Origin of the sequence: Propionivibrio sp., from assembly GCF_047602565.1 — a bacterium.
Lineage (GTDB): Bacteria > Pseudomonadota > Gammaproteobacteria > Burkholderiales > Rhodocyclaceae > Propionivibrio.
On the sequence record NZ_JASGGX010000001.1, the window covers coordinates 552,907 to 569,254 of the forward strand.

Annotated in this window: 10 protein-coding genes and 1 pseudogene; 1 reads left to right on the top strand and 10 read right to left on the bottom strand. The window is 65.5% G+C overall.

Features of this window, described 5'->3' with window-relative positions:
* Window positions 1-4 precede the first annotated feature (4 nt).
* The 4 genes from QM701_RS02555 to QM701_RS02570 all read right to left on the bottom strand — a co-directional run bounded on the left by QM701_RS02555 (window position 5) and on the right by QM701_RS02570 (window position 4,404).
* Entirely contained in the window at window positions 5-2,356 is a 2,352-nt protein-coding gene (locus QM701_RS02555) for a glycoside hydrolase family 3 protein (RefSeq protein WP_415165531.1), read from the bottom strand.
* A gap of 185 nt (window positions 2,357-2,541) precedes the next feature.
* Window positions 2,542-3,291 carry a LysR substrate-binding domain-containing protein gene (locus tag QM701_RS02560; RefSeq protein WP_415165532.1) on the bottom strand — a complete coding sequence of 250 codons (750 nt, stop codon included), beginning with the start codon at window positions 3,289-3,291 and terminating at the stop codon, window positions 2,542-2,544.
* A complete protein-coding gene (locus QM701_RS02565; RefSeq protein WP_415165533.1) occupies window positions 3,239-3,478 on the bottom strand; it encodes a LysR family transcriptional regulator in 240 nt (79 codons plus the stop codon). Before QM701_RS02565 ends, QM701_RS02560 begins: the two co-directional genes overlap by 53 nt.
* 14 nt (window positions 3,479-3,492) lie before the next feature.
* A complete protein-coding gene (locus tag QM701_RS02570; protein WP_415165534.1) occupies window positions 3,493-4,404 on the bottom strand; it encodes a LysR family transcriptional regulator in 912 nt (303 codons plus the stop codon).
* A gap of 145 nt (window positions 4,405-4,549) precedes the next feature.
* Here QM701_RS02570 and uidB point away from each other — a divergent pair, with 145 nt between their 5' ends.
* A complete protein-coding gene (gene uidB / locus QM701_RS02575) occupies window positions 4,550-5,908 on the top strand; it encodes a glucuronide transporter (RefSeq protein ID WP_415165535.1) in 1,359 nt (452 codons plus the stop codon).
* A 143-nt stretch (window positions 5,909-6,051) separates the two neighbouring features.
* On the opposite strand, the gene QM701_RS02580 is transcribed toward uidB, so the two are convergent.
* From QM701_RS02580 to QM701_RS02605, 6 genes and pseudogenes are all read right to left on the bottom strand, one after another.
* Window positions 6,052-7,911, bottom strand: coding sequence for a tannase/feruloyl esterase family alpha/beta hydrolase (locus QM701_RS02580; RefSeq protein ID WP_415165536.1), 1,860 nt, complete (start codon window positions 7,909-7,911; stop codon window positions 6,052-6,054).
* A 246-nt stretch (window positions 7,912-8,157) separates the two neighbouring features.
* A pseudogene (gene tatA / locus QM701_RS02585) lies at window positions 8,158-8,307 on the bottom strand (Sec-independent protein translocase subunit TatA); the annotation flags it as partial.
* A 123-nt stretch (window positions 8,308-8,430) separates the two neighbouring features.
* Window positions 8,431-10,809: a cadherin-like beta sandwich domain-containing protein gene (locus QM701_RS02590; protein ID WP_415165537.1), complete on the bottom strand. Its 2,379-nt coding sequence runs from the start codon at window positions 10,807-10,809 to the stop codon at window positions 8,431-8,433.
* 414 nt (window positions 10,810-11,223) lie between these two features.
* Window positions 11,224-13,599: an S-layer homology domain-containing protein gene (locus QM701_RS02595; RefSeq protein ID WP_415165538.1), complete on the bottom strand. Its 2,376-nt coding sequence runs from the start codon at window positions 13,597-13,599 to the stop codon at window positions 11,224-11,226.
* Between the two features lie 349 nt (window positions 13,600-13,948).
* Window positions 13,949-14,590, bottom strand: a complete 642-nt coding sequence (locus QM701_RS02600; protein ID WP_415165539.1) for a response regulator — start codon at window positions 14,588-14,590, stop codon at window positions 13,949-13,951.
* Window positions 14,590-16,248, bottom strand: coding sequence for a histidine kinase (locus tag QM701_RS02605; protein ID WP_415165540.1), 1,659 nt, complete (start codon window positions 16,246-16,248; stop codon window positions 14,590-14,592). Before QM701_RS02605 ends, QM701_RS02600 begins: the two co-directional genes overlap by 1 nt.
* Window positions 16,249-16,348 lie beyond the last annotated feature (100 nt).

The following is a 16,348-nucleotide window of genomic DNA, read 5'->3' on the forward strand; positions in this document are numbered from 1 at the left end:
CCTTTCAGTAGGTCAGGCCGTAGCCGAACTTGTAGAGCGCTCCGTCGGCCGTTTCATCGAAGCCGGGCAGATCGGTCTTCTGCTCCTGCACGGCCGCCTGGGTCTTCGGCAGCGCGAACGGCAGCTTGCCTTGCGGCTTGAACTTGCCGGACAGGACGTCCATCATCGCCACGTCGGTCACGCCGAAGGTGGCCAGGATCGCGCCGGCGTCCTTCATGCCGCTGGCGTCGTCCAGGACGTACGGCGCGCGGAAATAGACGCTCAGGACCACCTTCTTCGCATCGCCGATTTCAGCCATGATGGCCTTGATGTCGGCCAGCGTCGGGTAGATGCTGCGCGACTGGGCCGCGGCCATGCCGGTGAAGCTGATGTCGCCGATTTCCCACGGCAGCGCGCCGCCGAACACCAGGCTCGGTCCGTCCGTGCAGGTCGCATTGACGGCCGGGAACATCCGGCACGGGTCCTCGGCGCCCCAGGTCTTGCCGGTCAGCGGGTTGAGGTAGAGCGGATTGTCGCCGGTCGCCGCGTCCTTGCTGCCGTACGCGGCGGTGCCGTCCCGCACCAGCACGCGGATGATCGCCACGTCGGTGCCGGCCGGCACGGCGGGCCGGGTCTGGCTCTTGCTCGCGTCGTAGTTGCCGTCGGTCACGGTGTAGCCGTATTTCTCGACGTCCGACTTGCCGAAGCCGATCGTGTACACCTTGGCGCCGGCCTGGAGCGGCAGGACCTTGCTGCCGCCGGTCCCGGTCTCGTTCTTGAGCAGGACCACCGACTTCTTCTGCAGTTCGAGGCCCGTGGCGCGGCTGGCGTCGGAGCCGATCACGCCGTTCGCCTGGGAGGCATCGATATACGGGTTTTCGAACAGCCCGAGCTGGAACTGCTCCTTGAGCAGGCGCGTCGCCGCTTCGTTGACGCGGTCGCTGGAGATCAGTCCGGCGTCGAGCAGGTCCTTGATGGTCTTGTTCGTGGCGAAGCCCGAGAGGGTTTCCGTGCCGCCGTTGATCGCCGCCGCCACGCGCTCCGGAACGGTCTTGTCTTCCAGGCCCCAGGCGCGGTCGTTGATGATGCCGGTGTCGGAATTGACGTAGCCCTTGAAGCCGAGCTTGCCGCGCAGCAGATCGGTGACGATCGATTTCGAGAAGGCGAAGCCGGTGAGCGGATAGGTCACGCCGTCGTGCGTCAGCGGGATCGGGTTGCCGCCCGCGTCGCGGCCGCTCATCGGCACGCCGTAGTACGGCATGATCGCCGACACGCCGGCATTGATCGCGGCGATGAACGGCTTCATGTGGTAGGCGAAGTTGCCGTCGTAGCGCTGGTACTTGCCGAACGAATAATGCGGGTCCATGCCCAGTTCCTGCGGACCGCCGCCCGGGAAGTGCTTCATGGTCAGCGCCACCCTGGTGCTCGCGCTGACCGAGGTGCCGTCCTTGATCGTCGTGCCCTGCAGCCCTTCGACCAGGGTCTTCATGATGTTGGCGTTGAGGTCGGCGTCCTCGGTGTAGACCTCGTGCGCGCGGTACCAGCGCGGCTCGGTCAGCAGGTCGGCCATGTAGCCGTACATGGCGCGCAGGCCGACGGCGTTGTATTCGCGGCCCATCACCTCGGTGAAGGTCTTGATCACGGACATGTCGCCGGTGGTCGCCTTGCCTTCCTTGAGATACTGCTCGCCGAGCGCGGCCGCCGCCAGGCCGGCCTCCTTCGGGAACTGGCTGAACGCGCCCGAACCGGCGCCGATGCCCTGGCGCGGATCGGTCTCGACGTGATTGCGCGCGTTGTCCTTGAACACCAGCGGGATGCCGAGGCGGGTCTTCTCGGCCATTTCCTGCAGCGCATTGGTATAGGAAGCCAGCTGCTGCGGCGTCACCTTGTAGCCGCCGCGCCCCGGCGTCACGCTGCCGTCGCAGGGATCGGCGGCGGCCGCCGCCGTGGAGCGCAGGATGAAGCGGGTCATCTTCTGGGTGTTGATGTAATCGTCGGCAGTCGCCGTGACGGCGCCGGCGCAACCGGCGTTGTTGTCGTTGATCATCATCATCCCGACCTTTTCCGTGTCGGTCATCTGCGCGACGAGGTCGTTGATGCGTTCGTCCACGCTCAGGCGCCAGTCTTCGTACTTGTCGAGCTTGCCGTTGCCGTTCAAGTCCTTGAACTGGTATTTATCGACCGTGATGATGGGTTTCGCCTTCGCGCCGAGCGCCGGCTGGGTAAACGAAGGTTCGTCATCCCCGCCGCCGCCTCCGCAGGCGACGAGCGCCAGCGTGGAGCAAACGACGCCACCGCGCAGCAGAACCGGAATGATCTTCCGTGAAAGGCCCTTCCGCTCCGGCATGGCTTGCGAGCGCATGAAACTCGTATTCATATGTCCGACACCTCATTGTGCTTATTCGAAGAATGGCCTGAATTGCTCCAGACCCGCGTTGCCTCGGGAAGCGCCGTGAGCCGGCGTTCCGGAGTTCGCGGGAATCATTGCAAAAAGGAATCGGCCGTTCCAATGCCGATTTGCGTTAACGCCATACCGCTGCGGTATGCCGCCGCCGGGGGCGCTCAGGAGAGTTCTTCGCAGCGCTCCGCGGGGGACGCCTGGCCGGCGCTCATGCCGCCGGCGTTGCCGTGGGCATGCACGACGGCGAGGAAATCCCGCAGCAGCTCCGGCTGCGCGCCGGGCCGGAAAATGCAGTAGAGATCGATGCCGACGTCGATTTCGGCGATCAGCGGACGATAGACGACGTTGGGCAGTTTCAGGATCTGCAGCGACTGCGGCACGATGCAGCTGCCGAACCCGCCCGCCACCATGGACACCGCCGAGATCAGGTTGTCCGATCGCTGCACGACATGCAGATCGAAGCCATAACGCTGCACGAGGGCGTGCATCGGCTTCTGCACGTTGCGCGGGAAACGTCCGCTGATCATCGGCCGATCGCGCAGTTCGGTGAAATGTATGGCTTCCCTGGCGGCCAGCGGATCGTTCTGGTTCAACGCGACCAGCAGCGGCTCCCGCATCACCTTTTCCTTCCGCAGATCGGGGAAATCGGGCACCACGCGATCGAAGAACACCAGCAGCCGTCCCTGGCGGAGCGCTTCGGCCATCTGCTCCTTCGGCAGGTTGTGGATGACCGTCTCGACCGCCGGATACCTGCTTTTGTAAGCCTCCAGAACGCTCGGAACGTAGGTCAGCAGCACCGCCCCGAAGGCGCCGATGTCCAGGCGGTCGGCCTGCCCGCACGCCTGGCTGCGGGCCTGCTCAACCAGCAGTTGCAGGTGGTTCTGGATGCCTCTCGCCCTGACCAGAAGCATCTTGCCGGCCTCGGTCGAACTGGACGCCCCAGGTCGTGCGCTTGAACAGCAGGACGCCCAGTTCGTCCTCGAGCTCCTGGATGTGCCGGGTGAGCGGCGGCTGCGACAGGTTCAGGCGGACGGCCGCCCGGCTGATGTTCAACTCCTCGGCCACGGCGATGAAGTACTTGAGGTGTCGGGTGTCCATGCGCGAATCCTTCGTTACGCGAGGCTTGCCGGCGACATCCGGGACGGATTCTGGTGGTGGTAGCCGTGGATGCAGTCGAGCAACGAGCGGAGCAACGGCGACTGCTCGTTCCGGCGATAGGCGCAGTGCAGGTCGATGAAGCATTCGACGTCGGTGTGCAGCGGACGGTAAACCACGCTCGGCAACTGGACGTTCAGCACCGATTCGGGCACGAACGCGCTGCCGAATCCGCCGGCGACCATGGCCACGGCGGAGATCATGTCAACGGCCTTGTGCGCGACGCGCGGCTCGAAGTCGTAATGCCTGAACAGCGCCCGGCAGGTCGGATACACGCACGGGTCCTGCTCGCCGATCAGCGGGGACGCGCGCAGGTCCTCCAGGGATATTTCCGGCCGGCGCGCCAGGGGATCGTTCCGGTTGAGCGCCACCCACAAGGTTTCCCGGCAGACCAGCTCGCAGTGGAGCTCGGGCGTGTCCGGCAGATAGCGGTCGAAGGCGATCAGCAGGCGTCCCCGGTGCAGGGACTCGATCTGCTTGCCCCGCGACGCCACGTGGAGCACCACCTCGACATCCGGATGGGACGACGAATACGCGCCGAGAATCTTGGGAATGCTGTCCAGCATGGCCGAACCATAGACGCCGATGTCGATTCTGCCGGCCTGGCCCCGGGCGACCTTGCGGACCTGCGCGGTGGCCTGTTCGACCTGGGTCCTGATCGCCCGGGCGTGGCTCAGGACGGTCTTGCCGACTTCCGTGAGCTCCACCCCGCCGCTGGTGCGGTTGAACAGCGGCACGCCCAGTTCCTTTTCCAGCGACTGGATGTGGCGGGTGAGCGGCGGCTGCGTGATGTGCAGCCGCTCGGCCGCCCGGCTGATGCTCCGCTCCTCGGCCGTGACCACGAAATATCTCAGCCTGCTGATGTCCATGGTGTCCACCTTGCCACGCGCCCGACAAGCCGCCATGATTACACGGTGTGGCCCATTCAACCAATAACGTCGCAGCCGGCCACGAACCCGTATCGTCCCTCGCGCGACAGCCGGCCGCCGGCTCGCCCTCACCGCGGAGTATTCCATGAGCGTCGCCCGGCCCCTCACCTGGTTCAACGTCATCGGCTACGGCGCGGGCGACATGGCCAACAACCTGGTCTTCGCCATGGGCTCCCTGTTCCTGCTCCACTATTACACCGACGTCGCCGGCATTCCGGCGGCGGCGGCCGGCACCCTGCTCGCCGCCGTGCGCATCTACGACGCGGTCATGGACGTGGCGGCCGGCCGCGTGGTCGACCGCACTGCGACGTGCTGGGGGCGCTTCCGGCCCTTTCTGCTCGGCGGCGCGCTGCCGCTGCTGCTGCTGAGCGTCGCCGTATTCTCGGTGCCGTCCGGCTGGAGCGCGGGCGCGAAACTGGCCTATGCCTACGTGACCTACGCGCTGCTCGGCACGGCGTACTCCTTCGTCAACATCCCCTACGGCTCGCTGGCGACCGTGATGACGCAGGACCCGCGCGAACGCGCGCGCCTGGGCGCCTCGCGCACGTTCATGGCGGTATGCACGGCCAGTTTTCTGACCATGGTGGTCGGTCCCACGGTCGCCGGCCTCGAGGGCCAGGCGCTGCAGGCGTGGCTGACCCGGCTCACCCTCGGGCTGGCGATCGCGGGCGCCGTGCTGTACGCCTCCTGCTTCGCGGCCACGCGGGAAATCGTCGAACGCCAAGTCGAGCGCCCCCGGCTGGACGACAGCCTGGGCACGCTGATCCACAACACGCCGCTGCTCATGCTGTGCGCCGCCGCGCTGTGCGCGCTGACCGGATTGGCCTCGTCGACCGCTTCCCTGGTTTATTTCGCGCGCTACATCCTGGGCGATGCCGGGCTGTTCTTCTTCGCCATCGGGCTCATGTCCTTGTTGACGGCGTCGGTTTCCGCCGCCGTGGTGCCGATGCTCGCGGGCCGCATCGGCAAGAAGCACACCTTCCTGCTGGGACTGGCCATCGCCGTCCTTGGCTACGGCATGCTTTTCCTGGCTCCCGGAGCGGGCAAGGCGTGGGTCTTCGGTTCGTTCGCAGTCGCCGCCCTTGGCGCCAAGGTGTCCATGGCCATCATGTGGGCGATCGAAGCCGACACCGTGGAATATGGCCAATGGCGCACCGGCGTGCGTATCGAGGGGCTGACCTATGCGCTCTTTTCCCTGACGCGCAAATGCGGGCAGTCGCTCGGCGGCTCCGTTCCCGCCTTCCTGCTCGCGGCCGGCGGCTACGTCCCGAACGCGCCGGTCCAGGACGAAACCGCGCGGCAGGCCATCCTGCAGGCCGTCGCGCTCGTGCCGGTCCTCGCCTTTGCCGCGGCGTTCGCCATCATGGCCTGCTACCCGCTGACCGACCGGCGTTTTGCCGAACTGCTCGCTGAGATAAAGGACCGGACGGCCGGCGCCGGTTGACGCGCGCCGGGCTGGCTCCGTTGACCCCGTGCGCCCGGCGTGACCGGCCCCCGGCATGACGAAATCGCCGGAGACCGGCCGTCGACGAGGCGCCGCCGGAATGGCGCCTCCTCATCGGGCGGCCGGTCCGGCGGACCCTCAGCCTACTGGCACGTCCAGGTCGTGCCGCCGTCGGCGCTCCTGGCCTGCGTCGGGTAGGCGCACAGCGGCCGGGTGATGCCGGCCGCGATCAGGGAGGTCGGCTTGTAGGCGGCCCAGGCGCCCGTATACAGGTAGTTCTGGTCGCGCGAGGAGGCGGCCACGGAACCCGGGGCCACGCCTTTCTCGACCCAGTCGACCAGGGCGCCGAGCATGTCGAACTTGTCGGTCGACGGTCCGCCCGAGCAGTGGTTCATGCCCGGAATCGGGAAGTAGCGCGCGAACGCCGCCGCGTTGCCGCCGTACGCCGCGTTCAGCGCCTGGTACCAGTTGCGGGTGTCGTTCGACGAGAACACCGGGTCGCTGGTGCCGTGCGCGACGATCAGTTTCGCGCCGCGCGCGCGGAAGGTGTCGTAGTTGATGCCATTGCCCGAGATGAAGCCGACGCCGCGCTCGGTCTTGCTCATCGACGGCGTGGTGAAGATGCCGGACGTGGCGTAGATCTTGTCCGGATCGACGGCGCCCGTGCTGGCGGCGGCGGCCGTGGCGATGGAAAGCTGCAGGTTCAGCGCGTTCGTCGAGCCGGTCAGCACGCTGTCGCCGGTGATCACCGTTCCCGGCGACATGAAGATGGTCGGCAGGGCGTGCGCGCCGATGGAAATCGCGGAACTCGCGCCGCTGGCAGCGCCGGACGCGGCGACGTCGGCGCGGCCGATCTTCCAGTTGCGCCAGTCGCGGTAGCTCAAGCCGGCATCCCACGGGAAATCGGCATAGATGCTGCCGCCGCCGGCGTACCTGGCGCCGCCGAACACGGCCTGCAGGACCGCCTTCTGGGCCGCCAACAGGCAGGTGCCGTCGTTGGCGCCCGGGCAGGTGGCGAGGTCGGTGGCGGGGACGAACGCGGTCGAGCAGGCGGCCTGGTCCTGGATCAGGCCGTCGACCGCGCCGTCGAGGGCGTCGCACTTGGCGAGCACCTTGCTCGATACATAGTCGAGATCGGCCTTGGAAAACGAATCGTGGATGGCCGGGCTCAGGCTGTAGAACTGCTGTGTGTCCCAGGCCTGATTGACCGCCGCCTTGGCCAGCTGGAAGCCGGGATTGAGCGCATACACGCCGTCGAATTCGTTGGGCAGGCGCTGCGAGGCCACCATCGCGTCGCGGCCCCCGTTGGAGCAGCCGACGAAGTAGGAATGGTTCGCCGCCGTGCCGTAGCGCTTGGCGACCAGCGCCTTGGCGATCGTCGTGGTCCGCGCCACGGCGTTGTAGCCGAAATCCAGCCGCGCCTGGGGGTCCATGCCGAACAGGACCTGGTTCTGCGCGTCGGTGCCGGACCTGGCGAGGTGGCCGCCGTCGGTGGCGGCCACGGCGAAGCCGCGGGACAAGGCGTTGTCGTAGGGAACGCCGCTGGCGTCCACCAGGTTGCCGCGCAGGTTGCCGTACGCCGTGGCCAGGAAGCCGTTGCTGCCGCCGCCGCCCTGGAAGAAGAAGCGGCCGTTCCAGCCCGTCGCCGGCATGCGCACTTCGAAGCCGATGGCATAGGTGCTGCCGTCCTGCCCGGTGCGTTCATCGGCCTTGCCGCGCACCAGGCAGTGCGCCGGCAGCGGGCCGGTGTTTTCGGTCGTGCCGCTGGGGCCGACGCCGGCCAGGTTGGCCGTGGCGTCAACCGCCTGGGCCTCGGTCAGCGTCACGCCGGCCATCGTGAATTTGGTCAGTAGATCTGCGCAGGCGATCTCCACCGGCTTGGTCTCGACCGAATCGCTGCTGCCGCCACCGCCGCCTCCACCCAGGCAGCCGCCCAGCAGGGCGAAGCAGCCCGCGACCGCGAGACCCGTTGCCGTCCTTGTCGCCATGTTCCCGTGCTTCATTGCTTCCCTCCGATGTCAGGATCGAAAAAGCGAGGCGCGTCCGCTGCGCAACCGCGGCCCGCGCTTCGCGCCGGCGCCCGGATGAGGGAAAGGCAATCAAGCATGATGGGCGGCCGAGGCGCCCGCTCCCCTCTTTTTTTGCTTATCCGGACACCGGCAACGCGAAGCTTACGAATGCCGATCGTCCCGGTCTTCCAAAAAGCGGGGGAGACGCTTGCGAATACCTGCTCAGAGCTCCCGTTCGCCCGCGCCGGCTTCCCCGGCCCGCACGCCGTCACGGAACCCTTTCACCGCGCCGCCGAGATCGGTGCCGACGGTCCGCAGTTTCTTGGTGCCGAAAACGAGCAGCACGATGGCGAGGACGATCAACCAGTGCCAGATGCTGAGACTTCCCATGCCTTTCCTCCTGTTCGATCCATGCAAAGTGGAGTGAAAAAAACCCGCCTGGCCACGTGCGGACCAGGCGGCACCCGTTCCATCGACCGGCTGCGCTGGCGCGCAGCTGGCCCCGGCCCCGGCCTAGACCAGGACCACCGTGAACGTGTAGGAACTCGACGTGCTTCCGTCCGGCGCCACGATGTCGACCGTGATCTTGGTGCCTGCCGATACGGCCACCGTCACGCTGTCTCCCTGCTTGATCGCCGCCCCATTCACTTTCATCGACGCGATCTTGTTCGACATGGCCGTCGGCTTGAAGACGATGCTGCTTGTCCCGCTCTGCACGTTGATGGTGTAGGCATAGGTCCACGGATCGAACTTGTTGGACAGCTTTCTCGGGACGTTGTACGTGACGCCGTTGTAGGTCGGGCTGTAGGCGGCGCCCCAATAGACATCGACGCCGACGAGCGTGCCGCCCGCGATCTGGACGTTGCTCAGCACTGAATATTTCTTGTGGCCATCGGTGGCGTTGTAGTCGATCGCGACGCCGCTCGGATAGGTCGTGACCGGCGCGCTGTATTGGCTGATGGTTCCGGAATTCCAGTTGCTGCCCAGCGAATTGCCGATATCCATCCAGTCCTTGTCGCGCCACATGTCGCCAACCCGGGAAGAACGGGAATTGCCGGAGCTCGTCGGGTTGCCGGAAATGCCGCCGCGAACCGAAGGCTCCGTGGCCGCATCGCCCTGATCGATCAGCTGCTGGAAGCACTCGATGAAATTCTCGGCGCACACCATGCCGACCGAGCGTTCCTGGTGAGCGTTGGTCAACTCCGTCACCGCGCCGCTGGTGCTGCTCTTCTGGTAATTGGCCAGCAACTGCTGGACCAGCGAGAGCATCCGGTCAACCTTGACGCCGTTGTACTGGGTCGTATCCGCCGTATAGGCGCGGTTGCACCCCCACATGTCGGACGCGTAAACCCAGCCGGTTTCGTTGACCAGCAGGGTGGCCAGGCCATCGGTATGGCCCGGCTGCATCCAGTACGATACCGTGCAGTTGCCGAGCGGAAAGACATGGCCGTCCGGAATGACGATCGCCGCCGCCGCCGCGGCCTTCTGGTCGGCCCGCCCGGAACTGATCAGGTTGGCCTGTTCGACGGCGTTCAGGTAGAAAGCGACGCCGGCGTTCGTGAAGTTGGAGATCTGCTCCGAATGGTCGGGGTGATGGTGCCCGAGCACGAGATCGTAGGGTTTCGTGGCGATCGTGTCGATGAAACTCTTCAGGTTGGCCTTCGTGTAGCTGTACTCGCCAGCGTCCCAGCAGATGCCGCGCGCCGATCCTTCGATGTAGAAGACGTGCGCCTGGAAGTACTCGGCCCGATTGCTGATCCGGTAGACCTTCGGCGAGGTCGCCGTCGCCTCATGCATGATTTCCGCATAGAAAACGCTTTCCACCGGGCGGTAGATGTTCCAGCTGTATTCCATGATGGGACTGCTGACCATGCCGTTTTTCACGGCCACGGCCTTCAGCCGGTAAAACCGGTAATCCGTCACGGCCACGCCGGTATCAGGATTGGTAAAACCCGGGTTGCCGTTCCCTGCCGTGGGGCTGGGATTGACGAACTGCAGCACGCCGTTCGTCCGCAGATCGAAACTGTAGGTACTGTCCTTGCTGTAGGTCCTCACTGTCGCCGCCACCGCCGTTGCCGGATCGGGGTCTTTCGGCTCGCTCGTATCGTAGGTATAGGTGTAATAGATCGTCGCTCCGTCCGTCGGCGTCGAAATGGTGACGTAGCGGCGCGGCGCCGTCGTTCCCGACTTGCACATCACCTGCGGCGGCGCAACCATGGACGAAGAGATCTTGGCCAAGATCGCCTTGGCATCGTTGACGGATAACGTGCCCTTGGGCGAGAACAGCGTCGAACTGGTACCGCCCATGTAGCCCGCGGCCACGATGGCGTTGACGCTGGCCTTCCTGCTGGCGCTGATCGTGTCGGCATCGGAGAATCCGGTCAGCGCATTGGTTGCCGACGCCGGAATCCTGAAGGCCTTGACATACATGTCCGCCGCATCCTCGCGGGTAATCGACCGGGCCGGATAAAACTCCCCGTCCGAATTGCTGACGACCCCGGCTTCCAGAGCCATCTCGATCTCTTTGGCGTGGTCCGTCGCGCCAAGCACGACATCGACGAAGGTGGCCGGAGTCTTCGCGTAAGGATCGACGTACTCCGAATAATGCACCCAGTCGAAATAATCGGAAATCGTCGCCACGAAAGCGGCGCGGGAAAGCGCCTGGGTCCCCGGATCGACGGGCGTTTCAGGATTGGCCGACGTTTCATCGTCCGATCCGCCGCCGCCCCCCAGGCAGCCCGACAGCGACACCGTCGAGGCCAGCACCGTCTGCGCGCCGAGCAGCTTGCCGAAGCTCCGCCGCGATATCTTCTCCGTCAGCAGGCCGCCCAATCCGGACGTGCGCGACTCTGCCGAAGCCTGTTCGACTTCTCCCTTGGTTTTCTCGGTCATTTCTCCCTCTGCTTTCTGATTCGATCAAGACCCTGCCACCGTACCGGGGCGGGCGTTTCCACCGCCCCCGGATGACTCGGGGACGAACCCGCGCGCTCGATCCGATGGACGGCCGACGCGGGCTGATGCGGATTGTAGGGAGGCGGGAAATGGGTAGAAATCGGGATAATCTGTACCGAAGCAGCTAAATACCTGAGGACGGGTCAGGGAAAAACGAAGGCATGGCCCGCTTCCATACCGGAATCGCCCGTCACCTGGTCAACTTCCGCCGGCCGTGCCGTGGCGATGGGTCCGCGGCGCGTTGTCGCGTCCCGAATACCTGCCGACGCGCCGCCTTTTCGTTCGATGACCAAAAGGAACCGCCCGATCCTTTACGAACCGGGCGGTTCCATGACCACGTCTGCCAAAACCCGATCAGGACTTCGTATTGGTCACCGTGAAGGTGTACGTGCCCGTCTGGCTGCCATCCGGAGAAACGATGACCACGGTGATCTTGCTGCCGGCCGTTGCCGCCACCGTCGTGCCCGCCCCCTGCTTCACGGCCGTGCCGTTGAGCGTCATCGACTTGAAGTTGCTCGACATCGCCCACGGCACCACCGTGATGCTACCGGTTCCGGCCGGCACGTAGATCTGGTAGCTGTAGGTCCAGGGATCGAGCTTGTTCGCCAGCTTGCGGGGGACGCTGCCCGCGCTCTGATTGGTGTTCCAATAGACATCGACGCCGATGAGCTCGCCGCCCGTGATTTCGAGGTTGGCCAGCACCGAATATTTCTTGTAGCCGTCGGCGGTGTTGTAGTCGACCGTGTTGTTGCAGGGATAGGCCAGGCCGGTGCCCGTCATGACGCTGCTGGAGCCTTCGGTGAACGTCGTGAAGTCCTTGTGCGCCGAGGGATTGCCGCCAATCTCGACGGCCATCCAGTTCCTGCCGCGCCACATGCCTTTGACGTTGCTCTCGCCTTCGCGGACCATGCTCATCCGGTTGACGCCGCCGCGGATGGAGCCCTCGGTGGCGGACGGACCGTCGTCGACCATCTTCTGGAAGCACTTGATGAAGACGTCGATGCCCTGGCCGGTCAACGGCGCCTCGTTGTGCGCGTTGGTGACTTCGAGAATCTGGCCGCCGGCGATGCACTTCTTGTAGTTGGACACGAGCTGCCGCGTCATGGCCAGGAACAGGTCGCTGCGCATGCCGGCATAGTTCGTGGTGTCCGCCGTATAGGGGCGGTTGCAGCCGAACATGTCGCTGGCGTACACCCAGCCGTTGCTGGTCACCAGCGTCACCAGTCCGTCTTCATGCGCCGGGGCGTGCCAGGCGGTGACCGCGATGCCGCCGCCCAGGTCGAACACATGGCCGTCCTCCAGTTCGACCGCCTCGTCGCCGGCCGCCTTGTAGCCGGCATTGGTCGAGGCCGAGACGGCCATCAGCTGGTATTTGTCCAGCTTGGTCGTGTAGATCTTGCCGCCCCAGGACGCCACCCCGCCCGAGCCGTCCGTCGCCACGCTCGTGAAGTTGCCGATCTGCGCCACGTGGTCGACGTGGTTGTGCCCGAGCACCGCGTCGTAGGGAACGCCGTTCGCCAGCCGGTCCACCAGCGTCTTCATGTTGCCGCTCAGGTAGTGCACCTGGAGGAAGTCGAAGACGATGCCCCGGGTGGGCCCCATGATCAGGTACGAGAAGGCCTGCACCGATTCGGACATGTTGTAGATCTTGTACACCGTCGGCGAGGTGCTGGTTCCCTGGTGCACCACCTTGTATTCGAACGGCTGCGTCTGCTTTTCCGCCGGTTCCTTGATGTTGGAGCCGGGACGGTTGAGATACCAGGTGAACGACTGCACGTTGCTCGTGGCCAGGCCGTCCTTCTTCGCCACCGCCTTGACGCGGATGGTTCCGCCCGGCTGCGTGACCTTGAGCGTGCCCGCCCGGCCGTCGTCCACGACGTAGGCCCGCGTGCCGATCGTGACGAAATCGTAGGCGATCGCCTTGCTCGAAGTCGTCGGGTCTTCCGGCTCGCTGCCGTCGAAGGTCTCGGTGATGTAGATTTTCGCGCCCGGCGTCGGCGTGGTGTAGCTCACGTAGCGCCGCGGCGAGGTCGTCCCCGGCTTCGGCATGGCCTGCACCGGCGCCACGAGCGTGGAGGTGACCTTCGCCAGGATCGCCTTGGCGTCGTCGGCGGAGACCGTCCCCTGCGGCGAGAACGCGGTCGTGCTGGTCCCGCCCATGAAGCCCGCCGCGACGATCGCCTTGACGCTGGCCAGTCGGTCCGAGCTGATGCTGCTGGCGTCCGAGAACCCTGTCAGCGGATTGGTCGTCGCCGCCGGAATCCTGAAGGCCTTGACGTAGATGTCCGCCGCGTCTTCGCGGGTGATCGGCTGATCGGGATAGAAATAACCCTGGCTATTGTCGAGCAGGCCGGCTTCCAGCGCGGTCTCGATCTGCTTCCCGTAAGGCGTCACGCCCAGCGTCACGTCGCTGAAGGTCGGCTGCAGCGCCTTGAACTGATCGAGGTATTGCGACGAATGCGTCCAGTCGAAATAATCGGAAACCGTGGCCACGAACTCCGCCCGCGTCAGCGTTTTCGCTTCCACGGGAGGCGTTTCTTCATCGTGCGATCCGCCTCCGCCGCCCCCCAGGCAGCCCGATAGCGACACCGTCAACGCCAGCACCGTCTGCGCGCCGAGCAGCTTGCCGAAGCTCCGCCGCGATATCTTCTCCGTCAGCAGGCCGCCCAGCCCGGACGTGCGCGACTCCTCCGAAGCCTGTTCGACTTCTCCCTTGGTTTTCTCGGTCATTTCTCCCTCTGCTTTCTGATTTCTGATGCGTCAAAAATTCGGCCGCCCCACTCCGGAGCCGGCTGCTTCACCTGCCTTCCCGACGTACCGGCACGCGGCCCGAACCACTTGCCGATACGCGACCAAGGCACGTGCAAAAAATTGTAAGGACGGCGGAAAACGCCGGTAATCGGGGGCAACCCGCGCGGCGTTCGCGAAATCCCCTATGGCGATTAGGGGAAAACGCGGCATCCGGCGGGAAACCGCGCCGCGGCGCATCGCGGCATTCCGCGCAGCGGGGGATGGTCAGCAAACGGCATCGCTCCCGCGGCAAGCGGGAGCGGAGACCGCGGCCCGCCGCGAACGCGGGCTAGAGGGGAACGATGCCGTGGCGGATCGCGTAGCGAACCAGGCCGGCGATGTCATGGATATCGAGTTTTTCCATGATCTGCGAGCGGTAGGTTTCGACGGTCTTGACGCTCAGATTGAGGTTGCTGCCGATCTGTTTCGTGCTCTGGCCCTCGGCGATCATCTTCAGCACCTGGCCCTGCCTTTCGGTGAGCAGCGACAGCGAATCGTCGTTGCCGCTGCGGCCCAGATAGCCGTCGATCACCGTTTTCGAGATCGCCGAGGACAGCCAGGTATCGCCCCTGTTGACGGCGGCGATGGCCAGCACCAGTTCGTCGGGCAGAACGTCCTTGAGCAGGTATCCCGCGGCGCCCAGCTTCAACGCGCGGTGCACGTGTTCGGCGCCGTCGTGCATGGAAAGCACGATGACCTTCACGCGGCCGCCGCCCTCGCCGATCCGCCCGAGCACGTCGAAGCCGGACATCTTGGGCATCGCCAGGTCCAGGATCAGCACGTCGGGATCGACTCCGGCGATCAGTTCCAAGGCCTGGGCCCCGTCCGAGGCCTCCCCCACGATCTCGATTTCGGGAATCTCTTCGAGCAACGCCACGATGCCCGCCCGGACCAGGCGGTGATCATCGGCGACCACGATGCGCGTGACCATCAAACCTCCTCGACTGCCTTGAATACCGCCTTGACTTCGGTCCCCCCGGAGGGCAGCGCCTGGATCAGCAGCTGTCCGCCGTTCGCCGTGACGCGCTCGCGCATGCCGACGAGGCCCAGCGCGCCGGGGGAAATCTGGGCCGCATGGTACTGCGCGACGTCGAAGCCGACGCCGTCGTCCCGGATGGCGAGTTCCAGGCAGGGCGCGTCGAACGACAGCGAAACCTCGACCCGCTCGGCCTTGGCGTGGCGCAGGCAATTGGTCAGCGCCTCCTGCGCGACGCGGAAGCAGCACAGTTCGAGGTCGCGGGAAAACCGCCGGTGCCCGACGTTCTCGGTCAATTTGACCTCCTGGCACACGGGGCGGACCATTTTGTCGAGATGCGAGCGCAAGGCGGCAGCGAGGCCGAGCTGGTCGAGTTCGGACGGCCGCAGCCGATAGGCGATCTCGCGCACGCCGCCGACCATCTCCTCGACCATCCGCTGGCCGCTGGACAGCAAGGCTTCGGTTTTTTCGCGGTCCTGCAGGTTCTGCCGGGCGCGGTTGAGGGTGATCTTGAGCGCCGTCAGCGACTGGCCGATCTCGTCGTGCAGCTCATGCGAGATGCGGGCCCGTTCCCGCTCCTGCGCCCCCAGGATGCCCTGCGCGACGTCCTGCAGCTCGGCCTGCTTCCGCGAGAACAGCCGCTCCGCCTGATGCTTGGCGAGCATCAGCCGATAGATCGCCAGACCGCCGGCGAGCATCAGGACCGCCAGCAGCAGCGGCACCCTCGTCCGCGTCCACCAGCCGGTCCTGATGAAGGACGCGGGAACGCTGATGAAGGCCGTCACCGGATAATTGACCAGCCGCTGATAGACCACCAGCGATTGCGCACCCGTCGCTTCCTGATTGATCGTGACGTACCCCGTGGTGGGGAAGCCGCCGGTCTTGACGTATTTCGACAGCGCCGCCGCCTCGGCGTCGCCGAATCTGCCCGCGGACTCGACGCCGGGATTCGCCGCATACCGGTTGATCAGATAACCGTCGTCGTGGATGAAGCCGATCGTCGATTCCTGCGGAATCAGCGAGGTTCTCCACACTTCCTGCAGCGCCCCGATCCGCAGGCGCGAGCGGACGACGTAGCGGAGTTCCCCGCCGCCGTCGCGCACGGCGTAGCGGAAAGGCATGATCAAGCCGTCGTCGAGAATGCCCTGCCCCGGGTATTCGAATTCCAGCCGCTCGTTGACCAGTATGTCGTCCGGCACTTTCCTGGACGGTATCTCCGACAGGTAGTACGGTCTGCGCTCGTTCAGGTCGGTGTCCGTTTCCGCGATCAGGTCGCCGTTTCCGGCGAGCAGCGCGAACCACCGCTGGTCGTGGTTGATCCCCTTGTAATTGTTCAGCATGGTGACCGCCTGCTCGGCGGAAACCTGCCGGCGCGCATGCAGCAGTTCGGCGGCCAGTATGCGATGCTGCTTTTCGACCCGGCCGAAATAGGTTTCGCAGTACTGCGTGGAATAGCGCAGGATGGACGAGAGCTTGCCGACCACGTATTCCTGCTCCGTCACCCAGGAGTACCCCGCGAAGCCGGCCAGAAACACCAGCGACACGCCGGCCATGACCTTGGCCAGCAGCTTCATGTTGCGCAAGTCGGCGTCGGGATTTTCGCCTCGAACCATGGGTGACACGCACATCCTGTATGAATGGGGACGGCGCTTATCGTTGTCGTCGCTTTTTCCGTCCGGGTTCCGCGAAGCCGGTCCGGCATCCCGGATCGCC

What these genes read in the sequence shown, in the direction of transcription:
- QM701_RS02555 (WP_415165531.1), bottom strand. Translation starts at nt 2,356, where the DNA reads ATGAATACGAGTTTCATGCGCTCGCAAGCCATGCCGGAGCGGAAGGGC.
- QM701_RS02560 (WP_415165532.1), bottom strand. Translation starts at nt 3,291, where the DNA reads ATGCTTCTGGTCAGGGCGAGAGGCATCCAGAACCACCTGCAACTGCTG.
- QM701_RS02565 (WP_415165533.1), bottom strand. Translation starts at nt 3,478, where the DNA reads ATGGACACCCGACACCTCAAGTACTTCATCGCCGTGGCCGAGGAGTTG.
- QM701_RS02570 (WP_415165534.1), bottom strand. Translation starts at nt 4,404, where the DNA reads ATGGACATCAGCAGGCTGAGATATTTCGTGGTCACGGCCGAGGAGCGG.
- uidB (WP_415165535.1), top strand. Translation starts at nt 4,550, where the DNA reads ATGAGCGTCGCCCGGCCCCTCACCTGGTTCAACGTCATCGGCTACGGC.
- QM701_RS02580 (WP_415165536.1), bottom strand. Translation starts at nt 7,911, where the DNA reads ATGAAGCACGGGAACATGGCGACAAGGACGGCAACGGGTCTCGCGGTC.
- QM701_RS02590 (WP_415165537.1), bottom strand. Translation starts at nt 10,809, where the DNA reads ATGACCGAGAAAACCAAGGGAGAAGTCGAACAGGCTTCGGCAGAGTCG.
- QM701_RS02595 (WP_415165538.1), bottom strand. Translation starts at nt 13,599, where the DNA reads ATGACCGAGAAAACCAAGGGAGAAGTCGAACAGGCTTCGGAGGAGTCG.
- QM701_RS02600 (WP_415165539.1), bottom strand. Translation starts at nt 14,590, where the DNA reads ATGGTCACGCGCATCGTGGTCGCCGATGATCACCGCCTGGTCCGGGCG.
- QM701_RS02605 (WP_415165540.1), bottom strand. Translation starts at nt 16,248, where the DNA reads ATGGTTCGAGGCGAAAATCCCGACGCCGACTTGCGCAACATGAAGCTG.